Raw genomic sequence first — 17,290 nt, 5'->3', positions numbered from 1 at the left:
GTGCCGTTGCTTGCCGTGCTCTTACCGGGGACAGCGGCGCGCTCATGAGCCCGTGCAGGCGATGGAGCCCTCCTCGAGCGGGGAGAACGCGCCGTCGGACCGGACGATCATCACCTGGATGCAGGTCTCCCCCGAAGGATTCGGTTTCACCTGCACAGGCGGCTGGTCGATCGACTGGTATTCGCCGCCGCCGCCGATGGTGTAGACCCGCCACTTGTACTTGTCGCCTTCCTTGGGCTGGGGGTTGACCCATGTGAACGTGGCATCGCCGCCAGGGGTCAACGTCCCTGCCAGGCTTTCCACATCAGGCACAGTGCCGTTGTCCAGTGCATCGGCCGGGGGCCTGCTGGCCTGCTGGGTCTCCACTGCCGTGGGCGCGTCCGGGGCGGCGTTGGCCACCACCAGGCCCACCACGGCTGCAAGGGCCAGCAAGGTGCCGCCAGAGACCGCCAGCCAGAGGTTCCGTTTCCCGCGGTCGGCGGGCTGCACAGGAACATTTTCGGGTTCCTCCACCCTCGCCGGCCGATGGATGGTGGTGTCCGCGGCGTCGGCGTCCCGGACAGGGCGGCCGGCGGCAGTTGGCTCATCATCGCGGGCTGCGGAGGCGCTGCCGGCGGGACCGCGCAGGACGGTGGCCTGGGCCCACTCCTGTGCCACGGGCGCGGGCGCAGGCGAAGGCGCCGGCGGTGGAAATTTCGACGGCGGTGCCTCCCCTGCCCCCTGCCCCCGGCCATCCTGCGGCCAGGTGCGGGCAGGAAAGGTTGGCGCGCTGCCCGTCCGTTCCGGATCGATAGACGCAATGCTGCGGACGCGCGTTTCTTCGGCGCCGTCGTCCGGATGGCCATCATCCTGGTGCGGCTCCTCCAGTACTTCGAAGGGCGTGACTGCCAGGTTGAGCTCGGCCTGGATCCGTTGCAGGGCAAGGGCGAAGGCGTGCGCGGACGAATAGCGGGACTGCGGCAACTTGGCCATCGCCGTCGAGAGCGCCAGTTCCAGCGACTCGGGGACGTCGGCGCGGCCCAGGCGTGGCAGCGGCGCGTTGCTGATCCGGCTGATCAACTCGCGCTGGGAGTTATCAGCGCCGGGCAGCACAAACGGGGACCGGCCCGCCAGGAGGGTGTACAGCGTGGCGCCCAGGGCCCACACATCCACCATCACGCCGTCCACCGGCCCGTCAGTGAATTGTTCCGGCGGAGACCAGGGGATGGACATGCCTGACTCGTCGTCGGCATCCCCGGCCAGGGTGCCGGAAATGCCGAAGTCCGTCAGGGCAGGGCGGTTGTAGTCCGTGACCAGGATGTTGGCGGGCTTGATGTCACGGTGGGCGATGCCGGCCCGGTGCGCTGTCTCGACGGCGGAGGCAACCTGGATGCCGACGGCCAGGACTTCGTCCACGCTGAACCGCTGGCGGCGGTACCGGACGTCCAGGCTGGGCCGGGAGCAGTACTCCATGGCCAGGTAGGAATGTCCGTCATCCGTGACTTCCGCTTCGAAGATGGTGACGATGTACGGGTGCGAGGACAGCTGGGCCATCAGGTTGGCCTCGGACTCGAAGCGTCTGCGGGCGCCCTCCGTCTTCAGGTCCGAAAGCAGTACTTTGACTGCCACCTTGCGGCGCGGCCTGTCCTGTTCGTACAGGTAGACATCCGAGAACCCGCCCGAACCGAGCAGGCTGACATAGGTGAAGCCCGGGATGCGGGGCGGCGGCGCTACCGGCCGTTTGGAACTCAAGGAATCTCCTCAAAACGCAACGAGATGTTGTCTCCCAACTCAGCGATGTCCCCGTCCAGAAGGATGGCCATCTCGTTCTGGGCGAGGCGGCGCGGAGGCTGGCCTTCCCGTACCAGGACCGTGCCGTTGGTGGCTTTCAGGTCGCACAGCATGACGTGCCAGCCCTCCAGGCGGACCTCCACATGCGAGCGCGAGATGTCCCCTTCCGGACTTGGCACCTGGACCAGCCGGGGCATGCTGCCGCCCTGGACCCTGGACACGGACGGTTGCCTTCCGATTACCAGCGACTGGTCGAGGTCCAGGAGCTCGCCAGTGGACACGCGCACCCGTCCGAGGCGGGGGCGGGGAACCTGCACGGCGTCCGGCAGCAGCGCGGCGCCGCAGCCGGCGCACTGGGCGCGGGTGGGCGGGTTCGCGTGGCCCTGGCTGCAGACCCGGGCGAGGACGGTGGGACCGCCTGCCGCGTCGTCGGCAGCAACGGAGGCGGAGTGCCCGCCGGCCGTACCGACGTTGCTCTTCAGAACCGTCTGTCCGTCGTGGTCACCGTCAAAGGCGGTAAAGGCCGGATGCTGCCGGTCCGCTGCGGTGCCCGCCGCAGGTCCGGCGGTGTTGGGCGGCGAAGCGGGCGTGGGTGCCTGCGGCGTGGCTGGATCTTCCCCGGGCGCTGTTCCAGCACCCCGCGCTGTTCCGGCACCCGGCGTTGTTCCGGCTACGGGCGTTGTGCCGGTTCCGGTCCGCCACGGCACCGAATCAATCAGGACAGCGGCCGGCCGGACTGGGGCCGCCGGTTGCGGGGCGGAAGCTGAAGCCGGTGCGGCCTCTTCCTCCTCTGTTCCGGCCTGGGCTGAGGTGTCATCCGAAGCAGAGGAGTCATCCGGAGCAGCAATCGGAAGCTGCGCGCCTCCCTGGACCGCGGGAATGGCGCCGGCAATCAACGCCTTATCCGTTTCGGTCTCGTCGCGGACCGCGGCGTCCTCGATGCTCCGCATGACGGTGCGCTCCCACAAGTGGTCGTACGAAGTGGTCTGGTCATTGCCGCCCTGTCCGGCCGTCTCCTGTCCGGCCGTGTCCTGCCCGGCCATGTCCTGTCCGGCTGTGTCCTGCCCGGCCATGTCCTGTCCGGCCGTGTCCTGCCCGGTTGCGTCCCTGCCACCTGTCACGCTCGGGTCTTGAGCAGGGGCGGCCCCATCAAGGTGCGTATCGTCGTCGGGGAGGCCCAGAACAGTTTCGGCGGACGCTTCCTGCTCCGGCGCGATCGTCGTGTCCTGGACGTCGGCATTGGCCGGCTCCGCGGGATGGATATCAGCTATGCCCGCGGAATTAACCGGAACGGCCGCAGGTGCAGGCTGGGCAGGCTGCAGTTCCTGTAGTCCCGGAGCCAGCGCGATGGACAGGGACTGCAGCAGGACCATGCCTTCCCCCAGGGGCAGCTCCGGCCGGTCCCCCGGCCCTGCGCCTGGAACAGTCAGACGGCATGATCCGGCCAGGGCGAACCGCCGCTCGTTCCAGGTGGTTACGTCCCGCCCGTCAAGTTCCACGGGGCCGCCCGGGAGTTCCACGGCGAGGTCGAGGTCACCGCGGAGGAACACCCGCAAAGTTCCGGAGAAGTCGAGCATGCCAAACGACGGAATCTGCGTGAGTGATCCTCCCGAGCTGCTGGTGAGGGCGTGGAGCACCTCGTGCACCTGCGGTTTGCTCGCCAGCAGGTCCCATACGGCGCGTGCCATGACCGGCGGAGTGTCCGGGCCCAGGAGGACAGCGGTGCGGGAGCGGAGGATCCCCAGCCATGCGCCCGGAACGTAGCTAGTGCCGGCCATCGGTGCTTTCACTGCTCTCCCCGGACGCCGTTCCGGCCTCCTCGTGGGATAACGGCTGCGCAGCCTGCCGTCCCTGGGCACGCGCACGGGGCAGCGTATCTTCGTCAGCGTCTCCGGCGGCCTGCCGGGGCGCGGTGGTGGCAGCGCCGTCGTCGTTCAGGACGTTCCTGGCGTCCACCACGATGACGGTGACGTTATCGCTGCCCCCGTTGCGCAGGGCCGCCTGGATGAGGGCGTCGGTGGCCTCCTGGGGATCGCCTACCGTGCTGAGGATCCGAAGGATGTGCTCGTCCGTCAGTTCACCGGTGAGCCCGTCCGAGCACACCATGACACGGTCCCCTTCCTCCACCGGAAGCAGCCAGTAGTCGGCCTCGGTCTCGTCGCCGGTCCCCAAGGCGCGGGTCACCACGTGCCGGCGGGGGTGCACAGTGGCTTCCTCCGCAGTAATTTCACCCGCATCCACGAGTTCCTGGACCTCGGAATGGTCCACACTGATCTGCTCGAACCGCCCCTGGCTGAGGCGGTAGGTGCGGGAATCGCCGATGTTCATCACCAGCCAGTAGGGCATGCCCATTTGTTCCACCACCACGGCACCCGTGAGGGTGGTCCCGGCGCGCGCGCCGGTCGCCTCGCGGATGGAGTTGTCCGCCGTGACCAGGTACTGCTGGAGGACCGCAGCCGTCACACTCCGTTCGCCTGTGGCGAGCTGGGGTATGGCCGCCAGGGCACGGACACACATGCCGCTGGCGACCTCGCCGGCTTCATGGCCTCCCATGCCGTCGGCCACCGCGAACACCGGATCGGATGCAATGTAGGAATCCTCGTTGAGCTCCCGGCGGAGTCCCCGGTCCGTCCCGTAGCCGTAGCTCAGGCGCAAGCCTGTCTCGAAGCTGGAGGGAACATTGGCGGGCTGTTGGTTCATGCCTGTCCTAGGTAAAAGGTACGGTCCCCGAAGTGGACGCTGGATCCGGGGGTAACAAAAGTGGGAACACCGGGCACGAGGGGCGTGCGGACACCGTTCGGGGCCGTGACCGCGCTGCCGTTCGTGGAATTCCGGTCCGTCACCCACACTCCGGCACCATCGGTCAGGAGGTGGAGGTGGGTCTTGGAGATGGAGCGGCCCGGATCCTCGACTGCCAGCAGCTGGGCATGCTGCTCGCCTGCCTGGCCTACGGGGTTCCGGCCCAGCAGGACGCTGCGGTCGAGCTGGAAGTCGCGGCCGTCGTCGAGCCTGATCCGAAGGACCGCCACCGGCGGAGGCCCGCCCGCTCCTGGCCGGACCTGGGTGCGTTCGACGTCCTCGTCGTCCACCGGCTGCCGGTGGCCCTGGCCAACAGGCGCAGGTGCTCCGACGGCGGGACCTGACGGCGGCGCGAAAGAGGACGGGGCGGTGTATGGCATCGTCTGCGACGGCATGGTCTGCGGCTGCAGCTGCGGCTGCGGCTGCGGGTTCAGGGGAGCCGGGGACTGCACGGATCCGGCCTGCGCCGGGGGGTGCAGGGCAGACGCGGCCTGGGCAGGTGCACTGTGGGCCCGGGCTGCGGCGCCTGCCACCGGGGACAGCACCTGCTGGACAGGCGGCAGGTCCAGCGGCGCGAAGCTGTACGGGCCCTGGATACCACCGGTTGTCACGGGATCGCGCCCCGCCTTTACATCGAAGGCGAGGGTTTTTGCGGCTTTATCGTGCCAGCCGCGAAGGCGGCCGTTCTTGTCCCAGTTGTTGGACACCACCACCAGCACGGCCCAGGCGGCGCCGGCCAGCAGCAGGGGCGCCAGGATGAACAGCGCAGTGCCGAACCATTTGAAGACCACCACCAGGATCGCTGCCAGCACGGCCAGCAGCACGCCGGCACCGGTAATGAGGCCGCGGAGGAAAACTGCCCCGGCGCCGGGCGCATAGCCGTCGTTGTCCGCGCTCCGGATGCCCATGGCGAGGTTTCCGGGCGTCTTGCCGGTCCTGGCTTCGATTCCCATGACAACGAACAGGTACACCAAGGCCAGGCCGAGTCCAATGCCCCCGAACAACACCAGCGACCCGGTGTCGTACACGATGAATTGCCCGCTGCGGCTGCGGGTGATCCCGGCAAAGCCGACGGCGAACGTCACCACCAGCACTGCCAGCGGCGGCAGCCAGTCGATGACCGCAGCGCCTAGCCGCTTGCCGGCGGCAGCCGGAACAAGCTGAAGGTTCACTGCCATTCCCGTTCCTCCCCCTGGGACGGCCACCGGCTGTGCGGTGGAACCGCCGGCGCTCCCCCGCCCGGTGCCTGCGTCTGCGAGGCCCGCGGACTCATGTGCCGGTGGCCTTTGTACTACCGGGATAGTACCGGGAATCGCCGGCGCATGGGCAGCCGGACCGCCAGGCTGCGGCGCCGCGCCGGGGGTACGTCCGGCGTTCGCGTTCAGGTTGCTGCGTGCCGCGCGGTTCGGCTGCGGCGCTCCGCAGGAGGTGCAGAAGGCAGCCCCCAAGCGCACCGGCTGCCGGCAGCGGGTGCATGCCTGGAGGTCAGCGCTCATGGTTCCCGTGGTCCTTGCCTTGGGGATCCCCGGCTGGGGTTTCTTGGCCGGAAGGTTCCCCGGCCGGCGGTTGCTGTGCGGGCGGTTGCTCCCGGTGTTCGTGCACCGGAGGCAGGGCCGGGTTGCTGCCCTCCCCTGGCCATCCCACTGCACCCGTCCCCTCGGGGCGGCGCCGGCGGGCGGCCGGAGTAAGGGCTGCCAGGGCAGGCAACGCCCCCTTGCCCCGGAGCGCCAAGGCGTTGCGCGCATCGGCAAGGAGCGAGCGCGGCGAGAACCTTGCCTGCTGCCGGTGCCAGAAGCCGGCAGTGGAAGTCATTTCCTTGAGGGAGCTGTCCACAATGGTCCAGTACTCCCGCACCTCGTCCTCGCTGGGCTGGCCCGCCCCGAAGATGGACGCGTCCGCGCGCCTGGCCAGCATGGTGGTGGTGCCACCCACGGCCGGGAATGCCTCCGCCAGGACGGCAGCGCTTTCACGCCGGGTGGCCCGGGTGTCCAGTGCCGCCCCCATGTCTGTTGCCAGGCTGACCACCTCGCTCCATCCTCCGCCCACTCGCTGGGCGGGATGGCCGTCGCTGAACCGCGACTTCCGCCGTCGTGCTTTAAGCAGGGCGATGAGCAGGAGCGGCAACGCAAGGATCCCGACCGGGATCAGGGCAATCCCCAGCGCGCCCAGAAGCGCTCCCCAGAAAAGCCAGGGGTTGTTCTTCTTCTGGTCCGCGTCCAGGGCGTCGGGTGACGAGTCAGGCGGAAGGTCAGCGGGCTCCTGCGGCGGGGGCGGCGGCTGCAGAACCTGGGGCTTGGGCTTGGACTTGTTCTCCGGATCCGGCGGGATGGGGATGTTGTCCTTGGGCGGCGTGGGATCGAAGCTCACCCAGCCCACACGTTCAAAGGCCACCTCCACCCACGCGTGCACGTCCTTGCCGGTGATCCTGACCTCGCCAGCGCCGTTCTCCGGACTGGTGGGCTCAGGGTAGAAGCCCATCACCACGCGCGATGGAATGCCAAGGTGGCGCAGCATCAGCGACATGGCCACGGCATACTGTTCGTCGTCGCCGAGCATCTGCTTGGCCGTGAGCAGGTTCCTGATCCTGGCTGAACCGTGGCCGGAGACGCTGGGGAGCTGGCCTTCACTGACCAGGCCGTTGCTGAAGGCACCTGTTTTTTGGAAGTGCGCCTCAATCTGGCGCACCCGGTCAATGGCAGTGGGGGCATCCGAGGAAAGGTCATTGGCCTGCGAACCCACCACGGGCGGCACTTCGACGGCGTCGGGCAGGGACAGTTTCGCAAAGTCGTACTGAGTCAGCTGCCCGTGCTCGAGCTTCACCGGATCCGACACCTGGACCCGGTAGGAATCGCCGCGGGACAGCCCGTTTGTGGTCACGGCAGTATCCGTGCCGGAGTTGAAGTACAGGCCTGACGCGGCAGCCGAGGCGCTGTCAGCAAAGCTCAGGCCGGTGGTCTTGCGGCCGCCTGGGACGAAGAATCCCTGGTAGTCCTCGACAGTGATGTTGATGGCGTAATCGTTGGTGGCCACCACCCCGGAGGTATTGGCGAGGGTGTTGATCGACTCGGTATCCCCCACCTTGCTGAAGTTGCCCGAGCCGTTGGGATCCATCGTGTAATTGGTACCGTTGAAGGCATCCAGCGCACCCAGGCGGATGCGTCCGTCCCGGGGCAAGCCCTTGACCACGAACAGGGTGTCGTCCTTCTTGTCCTTCACAAACGTGCGGAAACTGGCCAGCGGCGTGATGTAGTCCTTCGGATCGAAGGGCGGGACCACCACGTTCCGCAGGACCTTCCGCTCACTGCCGGCAGTCACCAGCGGGGCGGACAACGCCGTGACGGCCACGCTGGCTGCGATGACCCCGGCTGCCATCCCCAGCCTCCGGATCCTGGCCCGTTGTGCCGTGGCGGAATCCGCCTGAGGATTGTTGACGGCAACTTTCCGGGTGCTGCTTCTCCGGAGCGCATCCCGACGGAACGTTGCCCAGGCGATGCCCAGTACCGTCAGGCCGATGCCGCGCTCGAGGGTGAGGAAGGCCGCATTGGTGCTGAACGCAATGCCGGTGACGAACAGGACCAGCACCGGCAGGAGGGGGAAGTACGGACTTTTGAGGCGCCACGTCAGGATGGCGGCCACCAGCGCGGTGATCAGGGAACTCAGGAAGGGGACGATCAGGACGCCGCCCGCGGTCCCCACGGGGACACCGACAGTCAGCATGTCCTTCCACGCAAACACCACGCCCAGCAGCAGGGTGCGCAGCGAGTCGAGCGTGGGGACGAAGCCGGCGATTGCCGAGTCCGGCACCGCAAGCAGCGTGCCGAAGACCAGGTAGGCGCCGAGGGCGAGGGCGGTGGTGATGAGGAGCCCGAGCCGCAGGTGCGCGTTGGCGGCGCCGATTGCCAGGCCAAGGATGATGCCGCCGAAGCCGGAGACAAGGTAGTACGGGTCGCCGCCGAAACTGAGTCCGAAGCCGAGCAGCCCCAGCCCCAGCAGTGCGGTCATGGCCCCGGCGTCCACCAGGAAATGCCAGGCCGGCTGGCCGGTGGCGAAAGCGGAACTGTCCTGGGCCAGGGCCGCTCCCCGGCCGGCACGCTGCCGGGAGGGGCGCGCCCCGGTGCGGGGACGCAGTCCTTCTGTGGACGTCATGCTGCGGCCTTTCTCAGCACAATGGCAAGATCGTTCAGGTCCCCAAGCGTCAGCACGGTGAGGTCCGCAATGTTGGCCCTGGTGGGCGAGGCTCCGGCTTCCACCCTTACGGCGAGGCTGCGGACGCCCGGCGGCACGGATGCGGCGGCGGACCGCAGCTGCGTGGCAGTCACGTGGCTGCCCACCACGAAGAAGACCACCGAGGCGTTGGGGACCGTATCTGCCAGGGTCCGGGCGAGGTCGACGGCGGTGCGGCGCATGGGCACGCCCACAATCCTGGTCATGTCATCAAGCATGTTCCGCCCGGTTTCGCACCGCAGCGGGCCTTTCTGGGTGAGGACGTCCAGTTCGCGCTGTTCGCGGATCGCCTGCCGGCCTATGGACGCCGCGGCAGAGATGGCCGTCTCGAATTCGGTTTCGGAGGCGTATTCATCCGTATTGATGGACAGTGAGATGGCCAGGTGCGCCCGGCGGGTTTCCTCGAACTGACGGACCATGAGCTTGTTGGTCCGGGCTGTGGTCTTCCAGTGGATGTGCCGCCGGTCGTCGCCGGGCACGTAGTCCCGAAGGGCATGGAAGGAAACGTCAGCGCTGGACAGGTCCGTGGTGGGCATTCCTTCGAGGTCGCGGATGAAGCCGGCAGCCGAACCGGCCAGGGCCACTGTCCGCGGGTGGACGAAGAGGTCTTCGGGTTCCGTCCACAGGACCTGCCGCCGCAGTAAGTGCAGGGGGTCTGCCCGCACGGACCGGACGGGCCCCACCACGATCACGGCGCGCCGGGCGGTGGGAATGGTGAAGAGGTCCTCGTGGATTTGTTGCGGTTTCATGCGGGGAAGGTGAAACACCGCGGTGACATTGCCCACGGGCAGTTCCAGTGCGGCCGGCAGCAGTGGCCGGGCGGATGTATTGGACACGGCGATGCTGCCCACTGCGCTGTCGCCTACCGCCACCCGGGTCCGGGCGAGGTCAAGGACGACGCCATAGGACGAGCGGCCCAGGACGAAGGCCACGGCAATCAGGAACATGACGAACGCGGCGATGGCCGCTGCCTTTGCCTCCTGCCAGCCGAACGCCTGCCCGGCGGTCCAAAGCAGGACGGCGGCGGCCAGCACGGACCAGCCCAGGACGCTGACCACCGAAAGCACGGGCCAGGGGTACTTCAGCCAACCAGCCCGGATGGTGCGCCAGGCAGGGGCGAGCGCCATCGCCGCGGTGTTCCGGCCCTCGGCCCAAACAGCCGAGGGGTGCAGCCGGACAGGCTGGCCATCCCCCTGGAAGGGATGTTTGAGACGCTCCGCGAGCCGGGTCAACGGGGTGCCGCTGGACATATGTGTGCCTTCGTTGTTGCTTTCAGGGAAGGGGCGGGACGTGCCGTCAGGCGTTGGTTCGCTGCTGCGGTGCTGCGACGTCCGCCAGGATCCGCGCCAGGACGGCTTCGGCCGTGGCGCCGGAGAACTCCGCCTCCGGATCCATGACGAAGCGGTGCGTCCACACTACGGGCGCGAGTTCCTTGACGTCGTCGGGGAGGACGAAGTTCCGCCCCTGCCCTGCAGCCCACACCTTCGCGGCGCGGACCATGGCCAGCGCTCCGCGGACGGAAACGCCGAGGCGGGTCTCGGGGGCACTGCGGGTCTCTTCGCAGAGCCTGGAGATGTACTCGAGAACGGCGGTGTCCACGTGCACTGTGGCGGCGAGGTCGGCCATGTCAGCCACCGCCTGGGTGGTGATGACGGCGGACAGGTCCTGGGACCGGTCCTTGAGGTTGGAGCCGCCCAGCAGCCGGACGGTGGAGGCGTGGTCCGGGTAGCCGATGGACGTCTTAATCAGGAACCGGTCCAGCTGCGCCTCGGGCAGCCGGTAGGTTCCGGCCTGCTCGATGGGGTTCTGGGTGGCCAGCACCATGAACGGGCGTCCGGCCTCGTAGGTGACGCCGTCAACCGTGACCCGGGATTCCTCCATGACCTCCAGCAGCGCCGACTGGGTCTTCGGCGAGGCGCGGTTGATTTCATCGGCCAGGACGATGTTGTTGAAGATCGGGCCCTTGTGGAACTCGAACTTCTGCGTCTTCTGGTCGTAGATGGTCACGCCGGTGACGTCCGAGGGCAAAAGGTCGGGGGTGAACTGGATCCGGTTGTTCGAGCCCTGCACCGTTGCCGCGAGTGCCCGCGCCAATGACGTCTTGCCGGTGCCGGGCGCGTCCTCGAACAGGACGTGGCCCTCGGCCAGCATGGCCGTGAAGGTGAGCCGGATGACGTGTTCCTTGCCCAGGACAGCCTGCCCCACGTTGGCAACGAGCTTCTCGAAGGTGTCTGCAAACCACGCGGCCTGCTCGGTGGTCATGGTCATGAATTGTTCTTTCTCTCGGGCTTGAAGACGGCGCCGTGACGGCGGATCAGCGTTTGGGCATTCCGTTCGGCGGGTTGCAGCCCAGCGAGACGGTATCGCACCGGGCGTAGTTGCCTGCGGCGGAACTGCTGGTCAGGTGGTACCAGATGCCGCTGGGGTTGGCCGCAGTCTTGTACCAGACAACATAGAAGTCCGTTTGGGCCACAACTCCGGAGTTGAACCAGATGCCGGGGCTGATGCACTGGTCCGGGTTCGTGTTCCGGTAGCTGTCCGTGCCGTACCGCGGCTCGGTGCAGGTCCTGACGGGAGCAGTGACACTCCAGGAGTCCGGCGGCGGCGGGGTGGGGTTGGCGCCGGACCGCGACGTTACAGGTCCACCGATGGCACCGTTCACCACCGTCACGGCGCGAACGCGGAGCTGGCGGGGCTGGTCCCAGCCGCCCGCTGACCGGTCGTACTTGTTGGCTTTACCGACATCGATCCAGCCGCCGCCCTCGTAGCTGACTTCGTAGTGGCTCAGCGGCCTGCCGTTGGTGTTGGGGTCGTTCCAGGTCCAGTGGACATCACCGTCACCCTTGGTAGACGTGCCGCCATCGATATTCGGGGCATTCGCGGGCCCGTAGGGGTTGCCCGTCCCGATCGCCTGGGCGTCACCGGAGATGTTGTTCCTGGTGGACGTGGCGATGATGTTGACGGTGATGTTCTGGCCGTTGGGCAGGCCGTTGATGTTTCCGCCGGGAGCATTGATGGGCCCGGACTGGCCCGTGGACGTCCGGTACGAATAGGCGATTTCACTCGCTGTGGAACCATTGCGCTGGGCTTCGGTCAGCGGCGTGAAGGTGACCTTGAGCTGTCCGCTGGTTCCGGTGTCAGCCACCGTTCCGCTGCTGACCTGGCCCGGCTTGCCGGCAGCCCGGATTGCCGCGGACTGGCCGCTGGTTCCGCTGGTGCCTGCCTTGTTGGTGGCTGAAACAGTAAACGTGTAGTTGGTTTCGGAATTGTCCACCGTCACGTTCTGCGAGGTACCCGCCACCTGCTGGCTTGCCACCACAGCGCCACCGCGGAGGGTGGTCAGGGTATAGGCCGAGATGGCGTCGCCATTGTTGTTCGGCGCAGTCCAGGTGACCTTCAGCTGACTCTGGGAACCGACCGAACTTGCCTGTGTGGCGGCCGGCGCAGCAGGCGTGGCGGGCACTCCGGCCGGTATCTCGGCAGCCGAGTAGGGGCTCCACTCGGACGGTTCCCTGGCATCGTTCCGGGCAAGGACCCGGACCTTGTAGGACACGCCGTTCTGCAGGCCCTTCCAAACGTAGCTGACCGCGGTCAAGTTCTGGATCTGGGCGTTCTGCCCCGCGGGAGGGGGTGAGATTTCCAGGTCGTAGGACTTGACCGGTGATCCCTTGCTGGCAGGGGCGGTCCAGTTGATGGACAGTTCCCGGTCGCCGAACTTCAACGACGGCGCCAGCGGGGTATCGGGCTTCACGTCAGGGCGCACCTCGGCAGAGGCAGGCGACCGGTCGGACTCGCCGAACTCGTTGGTGGCGGTCACCTGGAAGTGGTATTTCGTGTTGTTGACCAGCCCGTTGAGGGTGCAGGTGTTGGCCGGGCAGTCCTGCTGGAACCCGCCCTCGCCGTACACGGTGTACTTGGTGATGGCAGAGCCGCGGTCAGCCGGTGCCGTCCAGTTCAGGAGCGCCGTCTGGTCGCCCACGCTCTGGGCCTGGGGGGTGGCTGGGGCCTCGGGTTTGTCCTTGACCGTGAGCCGGACCCGGGCAGTTGCCTGCCGCGAGGGATCCTCCGTCTTGTCGGCCACGGTGTAGGACACCACCATGGTGCCGGTGAAGCCGGGAGCAGGCGTGACTGTCACCGAACCGCCGTCCACATCAACATTGCCGCTTCCCGTTTCGGTTGCGGCCGCGGTGATCTTCAACGGGGTTTCCGGGAAGGGGTTGGCGTCATTCGCCAGGACGTCGACGGTCACGGGCTTGCCCGCGGCAACGTTGTCCTGCACGTCGTCGTTCGCCACCGGCTTCGGCCGGTTCGAGGCCGTCACCTTCAGCTGGTAGGTGGCCGTGGCTTCAAGCCCGCGCGGATCCCTGGCCGTGACCTGGACGGCTGCGGTGGTTCCGGCGCCGCTCGAGTCGGCCGCGGAAACCTTGAGTGTCCTGCCGTCGATGCTGGCGTTGAAGCCGGCAGGCGGTCCGCCCACGAGTTCGTACTTCATCTTCTCGACGTCGTCCCGGTCCGGGTCCGAAGTCAGCTTGCCAAGGTCGGTGCTGGCGGAGTCGCCCTTCGGCACGTCCACGCTGGCGCCAAGCAGCTCCGGGGGATTGTTCTTGTTCGGATCAGGCAGCACCTTGGTTCGGATGCTGAGGGTGGATTTCAAACCGGCGGGATCGTCCGGGCCGGTTCCGTCGGTTACCTCGAAGGTGAGCGAGCCTGGCCCCACGTAGTCGGTGCCGGCCGTGTACTTCAGGCCTGTGCCGTCGCCGGTGACGGGATCGCCGCCGTCCGCGCCGATGAGCTTGATCCGGTCGGTCTGGGTGAGGCGCGGCGAGCGGCCTTCACGCACCTTGACCCACTCGTCCAGGTCAACGTCCACGGACTGGCCGGCCACCACTTCGAGGACCTCGTCCTTGGCCAGGGTGGGCACCTGCTGGCCGAGGCCCGGTACCCAGATCACCGCCGTCGACTGCTGGCCGTCAACATCCTCCACGGTGTACGGGATGAGCTGCGGCTGCTCCGTCAGGTCCACGATCATGGTGCCGTCTGCTCCGGGCCGGGCGGTGGTGGCCCCGGTGCTGATCTTGAGGTTTTCCCCGACGCCGTCGGGGTCCTCGTCATTCTTCAGGACGGGGACGTCGACGGCGGTCTTGCCCATGGTCTGGGCGGAGGTCACCCTGTCGTCGCGGGCGATGGGCGCCTTAAGGGGCACCTCGTTGTCCACCACCACGCGGATGGCGGCCTGGGCGGAGGCGTCCCGGTCGTCAGCGATGGTGTAGCGGACGTTCACGGTGCCGGCCTCGGAAGGAGCCAGCAGGATAATCCGTCCGCTCGATTTGCTCACGGTGGCCTGCAGCGCGGCGTCGGCTTCGATGCCGTCGCTGAGGATGCGGATGAGGTCGCCGTCGGGGTCGGTGTCGTTGCCGGTGGCGTCGACGGCGATCTGGCGGCCGGGGCGGACCAGGACCTCGTCGTCCACCGGCGTCGGTTTCTGGTTGATCTCGCCGCGGGGCGCGATTCCCACCGTCACCGTGCCGGTGTTGACCGCTCCTTGCCGGTCCACCACCTTGTAGCGGAACGTGTCCGTGCCGGCGCCGTCACCGGCAGCAGTGAAGTCAATGAAGTTACTGCCCACTGCCGCCGTTCCCATTGCCGGCGTGCTGTCGATGCCGGTCAGCTGCACGGAGTCACCATCGGGATCAATGCCGTCCAGCGGTACGGGAATCCGGACGGTTCCGGCAGCCACCACGCGGGCCGTGAGGTTCCGCGGCTGCGGGCGGGAGTTTTCGGCCCCTTCCAGCGGAAGGATGTGGATGGTCACCGCTGCGGCACTTTTTTGCCCCTGTGGGTCCACGGCGTTGTAGATGGCGCGAACCGTCTTCGGCTGGCTGCCTGCGATGAAACGGAGGGTGTTTTCCGAGACGAAGCTCTTTCCGTCCGCAGGGTCCACGCCCTGCGGGAGGACCGGGTCCACGGTGAGTTCCTGGCCTTGGGGGTGGGTGTCGTTGTCCAGTACGGGAATGGTGACCACATCGTTGACGCGGACGTTGACTTCGTCCGGCTTGGGCTGCGGTGCTTCCACGACGGCGGGCGCAGGCACCGGCACTACGGAGACGCTGCCCGTGGCGGACTTCTTCCCGTTGGACATGGTGTATTCGAAGAGGATCGGGTCCCTGGTCCCCAGGATGTCCGTAATGCGCAGCACGCTGTGGTTGATCACGCTGACGGAGGCGGTGGAATTTTCGGGGAGTTTCACCGACTGCAGCACCAGGACGCCGCCGGAGGGGTCGGAGTCGTTGGCCAGCGGATCCAGCAGCACGCTGCCGCCGGTGGGCATCAGCGCCACGTCGTGGACCGCAACGGGGTTGCCGGTTTCGTCCCCCGATTCCACGTCCACCCGGATGAGGCCCTGGCTGCTTTGCGGCCCGTTGCTGGCGATGTAGGTGAGGTAGACCGGACCGGGAGTGGTGCTGCGGAAGGTGAACGTTCCGCCGTCGGTCACGGGCCCCAGCTCCGCGGGACCGTTGGCTTCCACCTGGGCGAGGCGGAGGGCGCCGCCGTTGGGGTCGACGTCGTTCTTCAGCGGCGAGATGACCAGGTCCTGGCCGACCACGGCAGTGACGTGGTCGGCATTGACCACGGGCGCCAGGGCCCCTGGCGGCTGGACGTTGACCACCACTTTGCCGGTGACAGTGTCGCGGCCGTCCCAGATGGTCACTTCCACGCTTTTCTTGCCGGCTGTTGCCCCGGAATCCTGGAAGGTGAGCAGGCCGTCGCGCCGGACCTTGACCTGGTCCTGGTCGTTGTCGGCCTTGGCCTCAAGGAGGACCAGGTCGTCGCCGTCGGGGTCGATCCAGTCGGTGAGGATGTTCTGGCTGACGGTTTTGCCCTGTTCAACCAGCATGGTGGTGTTGTCGCCCCGTTTGAACTGCGGCGGCTTGTTCTGGTCCGGCGCCACCACGCTGAGTGTCACTTGGCCGCTGGCGGAAAGTCCGCGGCCGTCGGAGGCGCTGTAGCTGAACGTTTCGGTGCCGGGCTTCGCGTCGGCCGGAACCGAGATCTGGAAGGCGGTGCCGCCGTAGATGTTCTCGAGGCTGCCCAACCTGGGGCCGGAGTCCCCCACAGCGGCCGTGAGCACGTCGCCGTCCGGATCGGAATCGTTGTCCAGCACGCTGAGGATGGTGGTGCGTCCGGGACGCACCCCGACGGCGTCCGGCTTGGTTTCCGGCGGTCGGTTGGGTTTGGTGCGGTCCGGCAGCACGTTGATGGTGTTGTTGTCCGCGGATTCCTGGTCCTGCTCGTCGGACTCGTTCTTGGGCGGGACAACGTCGTCCCAGTTGTTGACCAGCTGCATGTTCTGGTTGACCAGCCACACGTTGCCGGAATTCACGTCGTTAAGGACCACCAGGTCACGGTTCACCCGGAAGACGTACGACGGCGAGGCACTCGCCTTGGGCACGTCCACGTTCTTGTCGTCACCGTCATTCACGCAGTCCCGCACATATTTGTTCGCGCCGGACCACGCCGCGTGCACGCACCCGCCCAGCTGGACGGGGGCAGCCGGCACGCCCTCGCCGTCGAACGTCACGGTCCTGGCGGTGGAACCGTCCAGCGGCTGCTTCAGCAAGGCTTTGTGGGTGGAGATGGCCACGAAGCCGCTGGCCGGCCCGCCCTGCTGCAGCTTGGCTTCCCGGGCGTTATCCAGCTGCAGGCGCTTGCCGCCGGGCAGCAGCAACTTGCCTGCGGCTGCGTCCAGGACCACCGGCTTGTCCCCCACCACAGTGAGCTGGAGGTCGCCCGCACCTTTCAGCTCCGCCCAGGTCTCGGAGTCGGAGGACAGCACCTCCCCGTTGGCGTCAACCGTGGTGATGGTTACCGCCCCGGACTTTGGGTCCGCCGAGTAGATCCGGTCGTCGTCCCCCACGGCCGAGACAATGCCCTCCGAACCCACCATCACCGGTTCGGACGCCTCCTCATCGAAGCCGTTGACGGTGGACGGGGATACGGCCCATACCTTTCCGGACGCCGCGTCCGTCACGGAAATGACCTCGGAACCAAAGCTGACGTCAGCGGAGCCGGGCAGCTGTTTGTCGCCGCCCAGCCGCATGTTCGCCGGCGACACCTGGTTCAGCGTCGAGCCGGTCTCATCGTCCACGAAGATGTCACCGGCATCCTGCAGGATGTCGAAGGTTGTGGACGCAGGCGTGACGGCGCCATCGAGGACGCGGGAGGGGTAATTGAGCCGGCCCACTGCGTTCTTGGACTTTGAAACGACCCAGACGCCGCCGTCATTCAGCTCCACCTCTGTGGTCTTGAACCCGGGATACAGGACGGCGCCGGTGACCAGGACAGCGACGGCGGCACTGAAGGCAGTGCCCGTGACGAGTTTCTTGTGGCGCCTTTTCAGCCCCAGCTTCCCCAGCAGAGTTGTCACAGCGTTACTATTCCCCTGATTTACCGCTGCCGCAGGCAGCTGCACAGGCCGGGCTGTCACCCGGCCATTGAT

The 17,290-nt window shown here is 67.4% G+C and carries 8 protein-coding genes; all 8 read right to left on the bottom strand.

Features of this window, described 5'->3' with window-relative positions:
- Window positions 1-42: 42 nt before the first annotated feature.
- Window positions 43-1,731: a serine/threonine-protein kinase gene (locus ASPHE3_RS06415; RefSeq protein ID WP_013600418.1), complete on the bottom strand. Its 1,689-nt coding sequence runs from the start codon at window positions 1,729-1,731 to the stop codon at window positions 43-45.
- A complete protein-coding gene (locus ASPHE3_RS06410) occupies window positions 1,728-3,548 on the bottom strand; it encodes an FHA domain-containing protein (RefSeq protein WP_013600417.1) in 1,821 nt (606 codons plus the stop codon). Before ASPHE3_RS06410 ends, ASPHE3_RS06415 begins: the two co-directional genes overlap by 4 nt.
- Entirely contained in the window at window positions 3,535-4,470 is a 936-nt protein-coding gene (locus ASPHE3_RS06405) for a PP2C family protein-serine/threonine phosphatase (protein ID WP_013600416.1), read from the bottom strand. The genes ASPHE3_RS06410 and ASPHE3_RS06405 overlap by 14 nt, the downstream gene beginning before the upstream one ends.
- Window positions 4,467-5,747, bottom strand: coding sequence for an RDD family protein (locus ASPHE3_RS06400; RefSeq protein WP_013600415.1), 1,281 nt, complete (start codon window positions 5,745-5,747; stop codon window positions 4,467-4,469). Before ASPHE3_RS06400 ends, ASPHE3_RS06405 begins: the two co-directional genes overlap by 4 nt.
- Window positions 5,748-6,054: 307 nt before the next feature.
- Window positions 6,055-8,715: a transglutaminase family protein gene (locus ASPHE3_RS06395; RefSeq protein ID WP_013600414.1), complete on the bottom strand. Its 2,661-nt coding sequence runs from the start codon at window positions 8,713-8,715 to the stop codon at window positions 6,055-6,057.
- Window positions 8,712-10,043, bottom strand: a complete 1,332-nt coding sequence (locus tag ASPHE3_RS06390; protein ID WP_013600413.1) for a DUF58 domain-containing protein — start codon at window positions 10,041-10,043, stop codon at window positions 8,712-8,714. The genes ASPHE3_RS06395 and ASPHE3_RS06390 overlap by 4 nt, the downstream gene beginning before the upstream one ends.
- A 46-nt stretch (window positions 10,044-10,089) precedes the next feature.
- On the bottom strand, window positions 10,090-11,061 hold the full coding sequence (locus ASPHE3_RS06385) for an AAA family ATPase (protein WP_013600412.1): 972 nt from the start codon (window positions 11,059-11,061) through the stop codon (window positions 10,090-10,092).
- Window positions 11,062-11,107: 46 nt separating this feature from the next.
- A complete protein-coding gene (locus ASPHE3_RS06380) occupies window positions 11,108-17,218 on the bottom strand; it encodes an Ig-like domain-containing protein (protein WP_013600411.1) in 6,111 nt (2,036 codons plus the stop codon).
- Window positions 17,219-17,290: the final 72 nt, after the last annotated feature.

The sequence above is a fragment of the Pseudarthrobacter phenanthrenivorans Sphe3 genome (genome assembly GCF_000189535.1).
In the GTDB taxonomy this organism is placed as follows: domain Bacteria; phylum Actinomycetota; class Actinomycetes; order Actinomycetales; family Micrococcaceae; genus Arthrobacter; species Arthrobacter phenanthrenivorans.
Note: the sequence above shows the minus strand (reverse complement) of the source record. Positions and strands in the feature narration are given on the sequence as shown.